Consider the following 12,498-nt stretch of genomic DNA (forward strand, 5'->3'; position numbering starts at 1 on the left):
GGCAGGGATCAGCCGCGCAGCATGCGCGCCCAGGGGGTGTCCACCGTGTCGGCGCCGACGGCCAGCACCACGTTGCCGAGCAGGGCGTCGGCGAAGTAGCGGCGCAACTGCCCGTCGGAGGCCCCGATGTACTTGACCTGCTTGGCGTAGCAGGCGCGTACGGCCTCGCCGATGACGGGCTCGACGGCCGTGCAGTTGCCGTGCATCAGGATCATCAGCACGTCACGGTCGGCGATGACGTCCTCGTACGACGAGCTGAGGGCGGCGAAGACGGCTTCCTGGTCGGTGGTGGCGACCTTGGCCACCGCGGCGGCGGCGGCCTCGCGCAGCACGTTCGAGCAGTGGTCTATCAGGGCGGCGAACAGGCCGTCCTTGTCCGGGAAGAGCCGGTAGAGATAGCCCTGCGAGATACCGGCGACCTTGACGACATCCATGGTCGAGGTGCCGTAGTAGCCCCACACGGCGAACGTCTTGATCGCCGCGCTCATCACGGCGGCCCGCCGCTCCTCGGCTGTGGAGCGCTGTCGTTCTCGCGATGCTCATGAAAGTAATTAACCACTTTCATGATTGGACGTCAACCTGGCCCTGCGCCCGGGGCTGTAGTGCGCCGGGGTCAGCGCGTGGTGGCGGCGTCCGCACCGGTCGCCGCGCGCGGAGCTGGGAAGTGGGGCAGCACCGTTTCGGCGAGTTCGTGGAGGACCTCGTCGACGGGGCGGTCGCCGGGGCGCAGGTTGAAGGAGACATGACTCACGCCGAGGCGGCCCATCTCCCGCAGGTGGTCGATCAGAGCCTCGCGCCCGGTGCGCAGGCCGAGCCGGATCGCGGTCGCGGCGGCGGCCGGGTCCTCGGTGAGGTCCAGTTGCATGGGCGTAAGGTACGGCTTGGGGGCATCGCCGGTGAGTTGCCGCCATTCGCGGGTCTTCAAGCGCAACGCTTCCAGCGGACGCGGGTAGTTGAGTGAGGCGTCGGCGTTCTGCGAGATCCACTGCGCGGTCTGCTGGGCGTGCCCCGCGATGGCCATGGGAATGGACCGGCCTGTCGGCTTGGGCAGCACCTCCAGACGGCGATCGGCGCCGAGTCCGACGTCGGGCAGGCTGAGCCCCTGCCCGCTCGGACGGGTGGCCCAGGCCGCGCGCAGGATGCCGACGTTCCTGCGGAACGTGGCGCCGCGGCCCTCGAAGTCCGCGCCGAACAAGGGATACTCCACCGGCCGGTCGCCGCTGGCCATCCCGAGCACGAACCGGCCGCCGGAGAGGATGTCGACGGTGGCTGCCGCCTTCGCGACCAGCAGCGGCTGCCGCAGCGGCAGCACGATGGCGGCGGTCCCGAGCACGGCCCGCTCGGTGACCGCTGCCAGATGCCCCAGGTGGGTGAAGGCCTCGAAGACGGAGCCGGCGTCACCGAACTGCTCGGGATCGTACAAGGGAACGTCGCGGATCCACAGGCCCGCGAAGCCCGAGGCGTCCGCCAGGCGCGCCAGTTCGGCGTGCCGGGTCAGGTCGGGGACGCCGAAGGGGCGTCCGGCGGCCGGGTCGGCCCGCAGGCGCGTGGCTCCCCAGTCGTTGTCGAGGGGAAGCTCAAGGCCCAGCGTCGGCAGGCCCGCGGGGTTCACGAGCCGCTCAAGGGCGGTGGGAGTGGAAGACATCAGGCAGGCACCTTTCGACGGCGGCACAACGCGCGGCCCGGTGATGCGAGGGGCGGGTGGGGGAACTCGTGCGGACCACGGAATCCGTCAGGGAAGCGAGGGCGGCCCGTACGGGCCGGTCCGCCCCCGCATACGATCCGGTACGGCCCACCCGGGCGGAAGGGTGCGGGTCCTTCCCGCGCGGGTGGGCGGGCGGGGCTAGCTGAGGGTGTCCGGGTCCGGACCGGTGCGCAGACCGCGGTCGAGGGCGGCGATCGAGGTCATCTCCTCGTCCGTCAGGGCGAAGTCGAAGACGTCGAGGTTCTCGCGGATGCGGGCGCGTCACCGACTTGGGGATGACGATGTTGCCGAGCTGCAGGTGCCAGCGGATGACGACCTGGGCGGGGGACTTGCCGTGCCGCGCGGCGATGGCGGTGATCGCGTCATCGCTCAGGACGGCGCCCTGCGCCAGCGGGCTCCACGCCTCGGTGGCGATGCCGAGGTCGGCGTGCAGGGCGCGCAGCTCGCTCTGCTGCAGGCTGGGGTGCAGTTCGATCTGGTTGACCGCCGGCACCAGGCCGGTGCCGTCCAGCAGCCGCTTCAGGTGCGCCGGCTGGAAGTTGGACACGCCGGCGGCCCTGATGCGGCCGTCGGCGGCCAGCTTCTCGAGGGCCTTCCACGACTCCTGGTACAGGTCACGGGCCGGGGTCGGCCAGTGGATCAGGTAGAGGTCGACGTAGTCCAGTCCCAGCTTGTCCAGGCTGGCGTCGAAGGCCTTGAGCGTGGTGTCGTACCCCTGGTCGGCGTTCCACAGCTTGGTGGTGATGAACAGGTCGTCGCGGGCGATGCCGGAGGCGGCGAGAGCCTTGCCGACTCCGGCCTCGTTGCCGTAGATCGCGGCGGTGTCGAAGGAGCGGTAGCCGGCCTCCAGAGCGGCCGAGACCGCTGCGGTCGTCTCGGCGTCGGGGACCTGGAAGACACCGAAGCCGAGCTGGGGAATCTCGACGCCGTTGTTGAGCGTGCAGTGGGGACGAAGGCGTTCATGCGTACACGTTCCTTGCGTAGTAATGGGTGGTGCCGACAGGGCTCTTCGCGGTGCGGGGCCGGAGTGTGCCCTGGACTGCCGCGGTGCGTTCCCCCGGCGTTCCCGGTCGGTGGCCGGGCACTGTCCGCGGGCCGGCGGCGATGTGCTCAGGCGAGGGTGCCGAGTGCCGTGGCGGCGAAGCCGTGGTCCTGCTCGGGGGTGCCGCCGCCGACCCCGATGGCACCGATGAGGCGGTCGCCGCGGTGGACGGGCAGGCCGCCGGCGATGAACAGCAGCGGCCGGTCGAGGGCGGTGGGCAGGGTGTGGAACGGGCCGTCGGGCTTGACCAGGTCGACGAGGTCGGCGGTCGGGGCGTTCAGTTGGAGCGCGGTGTACGCCTTGCGGGTGCTGGTCTCACCGGAGATCAGCACGGCACGGTCACTCCGGCGGCCTCCGCGGCACGACGGGCGGCGTTGATCAGGACCTCGGCGTCCTGGATGGTCAGAGGAGCGGTGACGGGGCTGCTCATGGGTGTGATGCTCTTCTCGTACGTGGTGTCGGGGCCGCTCCGGCCGGGTGCGCCGGGAGTCAGTGGCCGATCGGGGCGCCGGTGCGCTGCGCCCTCGGGTGCGGGGAGCCGGCCACGACGTTGCCGGGCGCCCGGCGCGTGCGGCGGTCCAGGAACGCGGCGAGGAAGGACAGCGACAGGGCGGTGCCGGACAGCAGGGCGCCGACCCAGTTCGGTGCGGTGTATCCGAGTCCGGCCGCGATCACCACACCGCCGAGCCAGGCGGCCAGCGCGTTGCCGAGGTTGAAGGCGCCGATGTTGGCGGCCGAGGCCAGGGTCGGGGCGGCCGAGGCCTGGTCGAGGACCCACTTCTGCAGCGGCGGCACCGTGGCGAAGCCGAGTGCGCCGATCAGGGTGAGGGTGATCGCCGCCAGTGCCTTGTTGTGGGCGGTCGCGGTGAACAGCAGCAGAGCGACAGTCAACGCTGCCAGAGCGGTGAACAGCATGGGCATCAGGGCGCGGTCGGCGAACCTGCCGCCCAGCAGGTTGCCGAGGAACATGCCGACGCCGAACAGGACCAGCAACCAGGTGACCGCGGCCTCGGTGTACCCGGCGACCTCGGTCATCATCGGCGTGATGTAGGTGATGGCTGCGAACACACCGCCGTAGCCGAGCACGGTCATCGCCATGGCGAGCCAGACCTGGACGTTCTTGAAGGCGGCGAATTCCCTGCGGACGTTCGCGGTCTCGGCCCTGCCCTGCTCGGGGACGAGCTTGGCGACGCCGAGCAGGCCGACGACGCCGAGCGCGGCGACGAGGGTGAAGGTGACCCGCCAGCCTGCCGCCTGGCCGACGTAGGTGCCGCCGGGGACACCGACGATGTTGGCGATGGTCAGGCCCATGAACATCAGCGAGATGGCGGACGCCTTCTTCTCGGGGGCCACCAGGTCGGCGGCGACCACGGACCCGATACCGAAGAACGCGCCGTGGGCGAGCGAGGCGATGACCCGGCCGATGAGCATGAGACCGAAGCTGGGGGCGAAGGCAGAGAGGGCGTTGCCCACGATGAACAGGCCCATGAGGAACATGAGCATCTTCTTGCGGGACACCTTGGTGCCGAGCACGGTGAGCAGTGGGGCACCGACGACGACGCCGAGCGCGTAGCCGGACACCAGCCAGCCGGCGGTGGGGATGGTGACACCGAAGTCGTCCGCGACCTGGGGCAGCACACCCATGATCACGAATTCGGTGGTGCCGATCCCGAAAGCCCCGATGGCCAGGGCCAGGAGCGCGAGAGGCATGAGAGAGCCCTTCCAAAAAGACTGCGTTAAGCGTTACATTCGATGACAATAATTGCATGCGCGGGCTATACGCAAACGCGCACTACCCGTGATCGATTTTACCGTCGCGTGCAAGTATTAAGTGCGGGGCTGGCCCGCCGACGAAGGAGGCCCCTGTGACCGCCACCACCCCAGCGTTCTCCGCCTTGGCTCATGGCTGGTGTGCCCTCTCCCTGCTGCACGGCAGGATCGAGGCACACCTCGAACGCGTCCTGGGGACCGATCACGGCCTGAGCCCCCGCGGGTACTCCCTGCTTGACGTGCTCAGCCGGCAGCACGATGGCGACGGTGGGCACCTGCAGATGAAGCAGGTCGCCCACGCCGTCGTCCTCAGCCAGAGCGCCACCACCCGCCTGGTCACCCGACTCGAGGACCGAGGGTTGCTGTCCCGCTACCTGTGCCCCACCGATCGCCGCGGGATCTACACCGATGTCACCGAGGCAGGCAGGGAACTGCTGGAAGCGGCCCGTCCCGCTCACGACGCCGCTCTGCGGGCGGCACTCGCGCAGGCGGCTCAGGACCCCGGCTCGAACCGCTGGTCCGGGTGTTGCAGCCGTCGTCCGCCCCGGTCGCCACCACCGTCTGACAGGAGCACGTGCCTTCAGGCCAGCATGACGCCGCGCCCGTACGGTGATTCCGAAGCCCCGGCGGGCGAGCCCGCCGGTCTCGGCAGGGGGCACCCGGGACTCCTCGCCCGGCGGGAGGCGGTCGATGTCGACGCGGTCGGCGGAAAGCGCGCCGCAGGACGGCTCGGCACCGCCACGGACCAGGCTTCCCCGTGCGCTCCCAGGCTCGAATCCGGCCGACATCGCCGATTGAGCGGGCTTCGGTGGCGCCCGGTCCGCCCGGCGACGTGATTCCCGGCCGCACCGCGAAGGACTCGGCTCGTTCTCGGATGCACGCCGAACCGTCTCGCACAAGTGCGCCTACCGGCCCCCGCCCTCCCGTGCGGGACCGGGAGGCAGCGACAGGCGTCCCGCTCGGCGGGGCCCGCCGCCCGCGGACCACCCAGCGCACCGGCCCCCAACCGCACCGGAGGCCGTGAGCAGAGTCTCAGGCGTCCCGCCCCGGGCGGTACCCCGTGGGTGCACCCGCCGGAGAAGTGCGGCAACTGGGCGGGCGTCTACAACCGACTGCGGATGTGGGCCGTCGACGGCACGTGGGAGCGGGTGTTCGTCGCCCCGGTGTCCCAGGCCGACGCGGATGAAGATTGCAATCGCAGTGTCCAGGTGGACTCCACGATCGTGCAGGCTGACCAGCATGCGGCTGGGGCCCGCAAGAAGGGGCCCGGCCCCGGCCCGCGAGCCGGACGATCACGCCATCGGCCGGTTCCGCGGCGGACTGACCATAAAGATCCGCCTCGCTGCCGACGGCCGGTGCCGGTCATTGGTTTTCCTGGTCACCGCTGGCCAGGCCGGAGATGCAGCGGTGGGTGCGGCCGGGACGGGGCGGGCGGTTGTGGGCCGGGGCGAGGCTTGGGCATGCGCGGCCTTACCGAGATGCTCGTGGGCGGCTGGGTGCCGGGGCGCCTCCCCGGCACCCAGCACTCCCCGCCGCGAAGTTTAGGGAAGTGCCCTTTCGGCATGCCTCCATGCCTCGATGGTATGGCAGTGGACCAGCCGTCGCGGCGTCACCCATCTACGGCCAGCGCGGTGACCGGGCTGATGCGGGCCGCGCGGCGGGCGGGGAGGGCGCCGGCGAGACCGGTGAGGGCGGCCAGGACGAGGACGACGCCGACGAGTTGGAGCACGGGGAACTCGGTCGGTACGTTGGCCCCGGTGGCGTTGACGAGGAGCCAGGAGTAGGGGACGGCGAGCAGCAGGCCCATGGCCGAGCCGATGATGCCGTACAACGTGGCTTCCAGGGTCAGGGCGGTGGTCAGGCCGCGGCGGGAGAGACCGACCGCCCGCAACAGTCCTGCCTCGCGGACACGTTCCACGACTGACAGTGCCGTGGTGGAGCCGACGCCGGTCACGGCGATCAGCACGGTGAGGGCAATGAGGGCGAGGACACCACCCACCGCGATGCCGAGGTCGGCGGTCTCGCTGTCTCGCCCATCGGCGATGACCTCGATGTACACCTCGTCCTGCGGACCCACGGCGGACCTCAGCGCCTTGAGGGCGTCCGCGCGGCCCTGCTCGCCGGCAACAGCGGCGTCGGCGACCAGACCAGTGGGTCCGCTGGGCAGGCCGAGGCGGTCCAACTCCGCCGGATCGGTGAGAACGCCGGCGTTGAGCGGAGCCCCTTCAACAACGGCCACCACCTCGACGTCGGCCGTCCGGGCGCCGCGGGTGAGGGTGACGGTGTCACCGACGTCCAGGCCCGCGTCCCGCGCTGTGGGTCCGAGCAGCGCCACTCGTCCCGGTCCGAGGGCGTCCAGGGAACCGCGGTGGGCACGGTACTTGCCCCAGGTCGAGAGTTTTCGCAGGTTGAGGTCGACAGCCTGGGTCTCCTCGCGCACGTCGCCAATCCGCACCAACGCACTGCGCTGGGGAAGTACCCGGGTCAGGGTCTCGGCCCGGCGCACCTCGGCCACCAGCTTCGGCGGAAGCGGATCGAAGGCGGCGGAGTTCAGCCAGAAGTCGCTCGGTGCAGTGGCGGTGATGTTGCGCTCTGCCATGACCTTCATGGAGGCCGCGCCCACCAGCACCACCCCGGTCATGGTCACGCCGAGTGCCACGACGACGCTCACCGCGGCGGCCCGCCGCGTTGCGGCGCCGACGCCTTCGACAGCGAGCCTGCCCAGCGGACCGGCCTTCCGCAGCGGCCGACCCACCAGGTTCAACAGCGGGCGGACCAGGACCGGGCCGAGCACCACAAGGGCGAAGTACGCCAGCGCGCCTGAGAACACGATCAGCAGCAGCACGAGTTGGGCGTGGTAGTCCTCGTGCCCGGGCCGGGGAAGCTGTCGCGCGGCGACTACTGCCAGCACGACCGCCACTGCGGCCAGAGCGCAGCCGAAGACCGCGCGGGCCCGTCCGATGCCCTGGCGTGCGGCACTGGTCGCGGCGGTGCGCAGCGCCTCCAGAGGGGAGACCCGGGCGGCGCTCGCGGCGGGCGAGAGGGCTGCTGCCGCCGCCATGGCCACCGCTCCCAACATCACGGCGGCTGCCGGGGGCAGGGGGACGCCTGGGGCGGAGAATCGGACGCCGAAGAGCGTCAGCGCGCCCGGCAGGAGGTTACCGGCCAGCGCTGCGGCGCCCACACCGACGAAACCGGCGACGGCTCCGGTCAGGGCTCCTTCCACGGCCAGCGCCCGGGCCAGAGGTTCACGGTCGGCGCCGACCGCGCGCAACAGGGCCAGCTGGCGCAGCCGTTGGGCGAAGACGATCCGGAAGGTGGAGGTGGAGATAAGGGTTGCCGCCAGCACCGCGACCGTCAGGAAGACCGAGACGAGGGAGAAGAGGTTGCCGTAGCCGTTGATGATGTCCCGTTTCTCCTGCTGGCGGATTTGTTCGGCTGGGACGACAGCGGCCTGTTCCCCCGGTCCTTCGGCGAAGGCAGCCGACTCCAGGCGTGTGCGAATGTGTGGCGCGTCGGCGCTGTCCGTGAGGCGTACCTCTATCTGGCCGAGGTAGCTGTCCGGTTCGCTCAGCCCGGTCACGGTGGTGTCGGGGGCGAAGGCCTGCTCACCGCCTAGGCCTCGCATGGTGGGCGTGTCGACTGTGGCGACGGCGAGCCCAGTGATCCGCAAGGTGACGGGGCGATCGGATCCAGTCTTCACGGTGACGGTGTCGCCGGTGCCGAGTTCGAGCCGCAAGGCGGAGCGCCGTGTGAGGGCGATCTCGTCGGGTGCGGTCGGGTAGCGGCCTTCCAGCAGGCGCACCTGGGAGAGCAGGCCGGCTCCGGGATCGGCGGTGACGCTGAGGTTGGCGGCGGCGGGTCGGCGCAGCTCGAGGAAGGCGGTCGTCCGTGCTTGGGCCTCGGCGACTCCCGGCACCCTGCGGATGCGCGGCAGCGCGGAGGTGCGTACGGGCGCGTCGAGGGTGCCGACGACGTAATCGGCCGCTGAAGGTGTGCCGCGGTGAGTGTCGAGGATGGTGCGTTCGATTGTGCGGTGCGCGAGGACGGTGGCGAAGACGACGAACGCGGCGACGGCGACGGCCAGGCCGGTCAGCAGCAGCCGCCCGGGGCGCTGCACGGCGCCTGAGAGCTGGATACGCGTGAGGGTCATCGGCCGGCCGCCAACTGGCGAAGGGCGTCGGTGACGGAGGCGGGCTCGGGCCGGTCGATCTCGCCGGCGAGCCGGCCGTCGGCGAGCAGGATCACGCGGTCGGCGTGGGACGCGGCGCCCGGGTCGTGGGTCACCATGATCACGGTCTGCCCGTATTCGCCCGCTGCCTCGCGCAGCATGGCCAGCACCTGTGCGCCGGCGCGGGAGTCGAGGTTGCCGGTCGGCTCGTCGGCGAAGAGGACCTCGGGCCGGGACACGAGGGCGCGGGCGAGGGCGACGCGCTGCTGCTGCCCGCCGGACAGTTCGGCGGGGCGGTGTCCGAGCCGGTCGGCCAGGCCAAGGGATGTGGTGAGGCGGTCCAGCAGCTCCGGATCGGGCTGACAGCCGGCGAGATCCAACGGGAGAGTGATGTTCTGTTCAGCAGTGAGCTGCGGTAGCAGGTTGAACGACTGGAAAACGAAGCCGATCCGTTCTCGCCGGATCTGGGTGAGGATCCGCTCGGGCTGGATGGTCAGGTCGGTGTCCGCGAGCAGTGCCTGCCCTGATGTGGCCCGGTCCAGCCCAGCCAGACAGTGCATGAGGGTGGACTTGCCTGACCCGGAGGGGCCCATGATGGCGGTGAAACGGGCGGGGGCGAAGGCGACGCTCACGCCGTCGAGGGCGCGGACGCGCGTCTCGCCGGTGCCGTAGACCTTGACCAGGTCGACAGCAGTGACGGCGGCGGCCGTCGAGGGTCCGGCCCATTGGGTGGTGGCGCGGTGTGTGTGAGCGGGCGGAGGGAAGGACATCGCGGAACTGCTCCTGGGGGTACGGCCGGGCCGGCATCGGAGGGGTGCCTGGACAGCCTCGCCGCGGGGCAGGGGCCGGTACATCCGCCGTGGGACAGATCTTCGGCGTCACCAGGGCCCATGGCATCTGACTTCCGGCTGATCCGGTGGCGCCACTCCGGCGGCTGTCGTGACGCCGACATGGAGGTCCTTGCCAACGTCCGGAACGACGCGGAGGCCATCCCGCCTGCCTGCTGCGGTCCGGCTGACGCGGGCCTACTCCCCGTCCATGGCCGATGACGGGGTCGCCGCCGTGGGCACGGCGGGCGGCAGCCTCGGCTTCGGGTTCGGTTTGGTCGCGATGCTCGAGCGGGTTCTCATAACGGGTGGCTGCATCATCGCCGTTGAGGAGAGGATGAGGGCTGGGTCGTCGACGCCGTGCTTCCCCTGGCCGACGACGTGGACGGGCCATGATGCAGTGGACCTGGCTGTCTTCCCGGGAGACCGAGGTCGTCCGGGCGCCTGCACATTAGACCTGGTCGGTTGACGCCGCCGATTCCCGTGAGGGGGCGGCAAAAGCCGCTCGCAGTGGGGTCTGCATCAGGATCGTCTGCCAATCACGACGCCGGAGTCCGCGGGAACACCCTGCCTGTGGGAAGCGGTCGTCATCTGCCGATGAGTCCGCCGTCGCGGGACGCATCGGCGATGACTTGACCCCCCATCTAAGAGAGTGGTTGATTACTTGTATGAACACCGCGAGGACAAGGCAACGCTCCACGGCCGAGGAGCGGCGGGCCACCGTGATGAGCACGGCGATCAGAACGTTCGCCGTGCGTGGCTACTACGGCACCTCGACCATGGATGTCGCCAAGGCCGCCGGGATTTCGCAGGGCTACCTCTACCGGCTCTTCCCCGACAAGGAGACCTTGTTCGCTGCACTGATCGACCACTGCTCACACCTGCTGCGGGAAGCCGCCGCCACCGCAGTGGCCAAGGTTCATACCACCGACCCGGAGGCCGTCCTCGCCGCTCTCAGCTCATCGTATGAGGATGTCATCGCCGACCGGAACGTACTGATGATCTTGATGCACGGCAATTGTGCGGCCGGTGAGCCTGTCATCGGCGAGGCCGTCCGCGCCTGCTACGCCAAACAGATCGAGTACATCCGGGCAGTCTCCGGAGCCTCTGACGATCAGTTGCGCCGCTACTTCGCCGACGCCCTGCTCGGCAACGTGGTGCTAGCCGTCGGCGCCGACACGGTGGACGCTCCCTGGGCACGCACTCTGCGCGGCTGATCCTCACCACCTCCGGGCCTCTTCGGCGGCCATTCACCAACCCGAGAAGTAATCGGTCAACCGCTTATACGGTTGGAATCTTCAGGCTGCTTCTCCAAACCGTGCACCAGTACAGCGCCAGGACGCCGGCGTGGCCTTCCTGCCGTCCGCGCTGACCGGCATGGCGGACTCAAAGGTCAGCGAGAGTTCCTCGGGCGCGTCGGCACCCGCACGACATTGGGGTTGGACTGGTGCTGGGTGCCGCTGACGTGGCCTTGCTGGCCTTGGCCTTGGCCCTGCCACCTGCCAGTCACTCCCCGCGCTACTGCCGGGCATCGTCCTGCTCCCGAGCCCGCTCTCTCGCCCTGACGCGGACGACGGCCGCTCCCCCGAACCAGGAGCGGCCGTCAGGCCGTTGCTCCGACGGAACGTGATCGCAGCCAGTAAAGGTCAGTGAGTCGGGCCTCAAGCCGTCAGGCGCTCGAGCTGAGGAGCCGGAATGACGCAGGTCCCGCTCACCGAGGCGTGAGCAGGACCTGCCGGCAGGAATGAGAACCGCAGAGCGCTGGTCACCGACCGAAGGCGGAGACCATGTCCTCAGCACCTCCCCCCAGAGCCTTGATGGCGATCAGCGGGTTCCAGAAGTCCACGTAACGACTGATCTTCCCATCGACAGTCTCAACGACGGAGATGTAGGTCTGGTTGTAAGGTCGGCCGGTCGCGCGCGCGGTGCCGACGCTCTTGAACTCGGCGATGACCAGCGACGGGTCGACGGTCTCGTGGAAGCGGAGGTCGGTGAACTCGACCTCGAAATGCTCGGGGAAGTTCTTCATGTAGGCGAGCAGTTCCTCCTTGCCGGCGACGCGCGTCGGGTAGCCGTCCGGCCCGTAGGGGAACTCGAGCACGCCCTCCTCGGTGAACAAGTCCACCCATTCCGGGATGCGGCCGGCCGACAGTCGGTCAAGGTGACTGCGGAAGGTTTCCTGCGCGGCTGCGCGGACCGAGTCAACGCTTTCGACGGCGGTGGTGTCGGTCATGGGGACCCCAACCTTTCTTGCCCTATAGATAAGCGGTCGTTCACTTACTCGATGAGACGAGCGAACGTAGCTGGACTACGAGGCGGGGCGCAGGTGCACCGGTCGCATCCGAGCTCGTCGCATGTAAGTAATTAACCACTCGCATATCTTCGTGTCAACCATGAAGTCCACCTCGCTGCGGGCGGACCGGGGGCGGGCATCCGCCTTCAACCGCGAAGGCCGCTGTCCCCGGAGCGGCGCGATGGCTCGACACCACCATGTGGGTCCTCACGGTGTGCCGGGGACATGGGACGGATGGAAGGCGAAGGGTGAGGGCGAGGACGGAACCTTCCCCGAGGACGCTGGACAGGCTGTCGCCACCCAGCCGGAGTTCAACCGGAACCTGGCCGGCCGATACGGCGACCGAGCCCGGTGCCTCCTCCCTGTTCGCCCTGCTGCGCGCCGACCGATACACCCTGCTCGACCTGACCGGAAGCGCCGACGGACCCCTGCGGGCCCTGGCACGGCCGGGGCTCGCCGTGCACGCCCGGTCGCTCGCCACACGCCCCGACGAGTGGTCCGAGGTGCGGGCGGTCCTGCTCCGCCCGGACGGCCACCTCGCCTGGGCCGGGACCACCGCGGACGACGCAGACCTGGCCGCAGCCGCCGACAAGGCGCTCACCGCCCTGCGGCGGGTGACTTCACCCTGACGCTGCTCGTCCTGCTCCTCGCCGCCGACCACCAACATAGGCCGCTACGATCACGCTGAGC

Annotated in this window: 8 protein-coding genes and 3 pseudogenes; 3 read left to right on the top strand and 8 right to left on the bottom strand. The window is 70.1% G+C overall.

The features are described from left to right. Positions 1-8: 8 nt before the first annotated feature. From ACIGAN_RS26545 to ACIGAN_RS26565, 5 genes and pseudogenes are all read right to left on the bottom strand, one after another. A complete protein-coding gene (locus ACIGAN_RS26545) occupies positions 9-488 on the bottom strand; it encodes a TetR/AcrR family transcriptional regulator (RefSeq protein ID WP_399861373.1) in 480 nt (159 codons plus the stop codon). Positions 489-613: 125 nt separating this feature from the next. Then, positions 614-1,645 carry a TIGR03571 family LLM class oxidoreductase gene (locus ACIGAN_RS26550; protein WP_399861242.1) on the bottom strand — a complete coding sequence of 344 codons (1,032 nt, stop codon included), beginning with the start codon at positions 1,643-1,645 and terminating at the stop codon, positions 614-616. A gap of 198 nt (positions 1,646-1,843) precedes the next feature. Beyond that, positions 1,844-2,693: pseudogene (locus ACIGAN_RS26555) on the bottom strand (aldo/keto reductase). Between the two features lie 122 nt (positions 2,694-2,815). Next, positions 2,816-3,177, bottom strand: a pseudogene (locus ACIGAN_RS26560) (heme-binding protein). 59 nt (positions 3,178-3,236) lie between these two features. Beyond that, the gene (locus ACIGAN_RS26565; protein WP_399861245.1) at positions 3,237-4,457 is read right to left on the bottom strand and encodes an MFS transporter; all 1,221 of its coding nucleotides are present in this window, start codon (positions 4,455-4,457) and stop codon (positions 3,237-3,239) included. Positions 4,458-4,612: 155 nt separating this feature from the next. Here ACIGAN_RS26565 and ACIGAN_RS26570 point away from each other — a divergent pair. Continuing rightward, a pseudogene (locus ACIGAN_RS26570) lies at positions 4,613-5,082 on the top strand (MarR family winged helix-turn-helix transcriptional regulator). 1,044 nt (positions 5,083-6,126) lie between these two features. On the opposite strand, the gene ACIGAN_RS26575 reads toward ACIGAN_RS26570, so the two are convergent. Both ACIGAN_RS26575 and ACIGAN_RS26580 read right to left on the bottom strand, forming a co-directional pair. Further along, on the bottom strand, positions 6,127-8,670 hold the full coding sequence (locus ACIGAN_RS26575; protein WP_399861248.1) for an FtsX-like permease family protein: 2,544 nt from the start codon (positions 8,668-8,670) through the stop codon (positions 6,127-6,129). Beyond that, positions 8,667-9,458: an ABC transporter ATP-binding protein gene (locus ACIGAN_RS26580; protein WP_365740712.1), complete on the bottom strand. Its 792-nt coding sequence runs from the start codon at positions 9,456-9,458 to the stop codon at positions 8,667-8,669. The genes ACIGAN_RS26575 and ACIGAN_RS26580 overlap by 4 nt, the downstream gene beginning before the upstream one ends. Before the next feature lie 725 nt (positions 9,459-10,183). On the opposite strand from ACIGAN_RS26580, the gene ACIGAN_RS26585 reads away from it, so the two are divergent. Then, complete coding sequence (locus tag ACIGAN_RS26585) at positions 10,184-10,732, top strand: TetR/AcrR family transcriptional regulator (protein WP_365740713.1); 549 nt, start codon at positions 10,184-10,186, stop codon at positions 10,730-10,732. Between the two features lie 548 nt (positions 10,733-11,280). On the opposite strand, the gene ACIGAN_RS26590 is transcribed toward ACIGAN_RS26585, so the two are convergent. Beyond that, on the bottom strand, positions 11,281-11,748 hold the full coding sequence (locus ACIGAN_RS26590; RefSeq protein ID WP_365740714.1) for a nuclear transport factor 2 family protein: 468 nt from the start codon (positions 11,746-11,748) through the stop codon (positions 11,281-11,283). Between the two features lie 308 nt (positions 11,749-12,056). Between ACIGAN_RS26590 and ACIGAN_RS26595 the strand changes: the two genes are divergently transcribed. Next, positions 12,057-12,437: an aromatic-ring hydroxylase C-terminal domain-containing protein gene (locus ACIGAN_RS26595; protein ID WP_365740715.1), complete on the top strand. Its 381-nt coding sequence runs from the start codon at positions 12,057-12,059 to the stop codon at positions 12,435-12,437. The last annotated feature ends 61 nt before the right edge of the window (positions 12,438-12,498 follow it).

The sequence above is a fragment of the Streptomyces sp. NPDC085931 genome, assembly GCF_044540565.1.
Lineage (GTDB): Bacteria > Actinomycetota > Actinomycetes > Streptomycetales > Streptomycetaceae > Streptomyces.

Coding starts and splice junctions, on each gene's coding strand:
- ACIGAN_RS26580 (WP_365740712.1), bottom strand. CDS start 9,458: ATGTCCTTCCCTCCGCCCGCTCACACACACCGCGCCACCACCCAATGG.
- ACIGAN_RS26565 (WP_399861245.1), bottom strand. CDS start 4,457: ATGCCTCTCGCGCTCCTGGCCCTGGCCATCGGGGCTTTCGGGATCGGC.
- ACIGAN_RS26545 (WP_399861373.1), bottom strand. CDS start 488: ATGAGCGCGGCGATCAAGACGTTCGCCGTGTGGGGCTACTACGGCACC.
- ACIGAN_RS26590 (WP_365740714.1), bottom strand. CDS start 11,748: ATGACCGACACCACCGCCGTCGAAAGCGTTGACTCGGTCCGCGCAGCC.
- ACIGAN_RS26575 (WP_399861248.1), bottom strand. CDS start 8,670: ATGACCCTCACGCGTATCCAGCTCTCAGGCGCCGTGCAGCGCCCCGGG.
- ACIGAN_RS26585 (WP_365740713.1), top strand. CDS start 10,184: ATGAACACCGCGAGGACAAGGCAACGCTCCACGGCCGAGGAGCGGCGG.
- ACIGAN_RS26550 (WP_399861242.1), bottom strand. CDS start 1,645: ATGTCTTCCACTCCCACCGCCCTTGAGCGGCTCGTGAACCCCGCGGGC.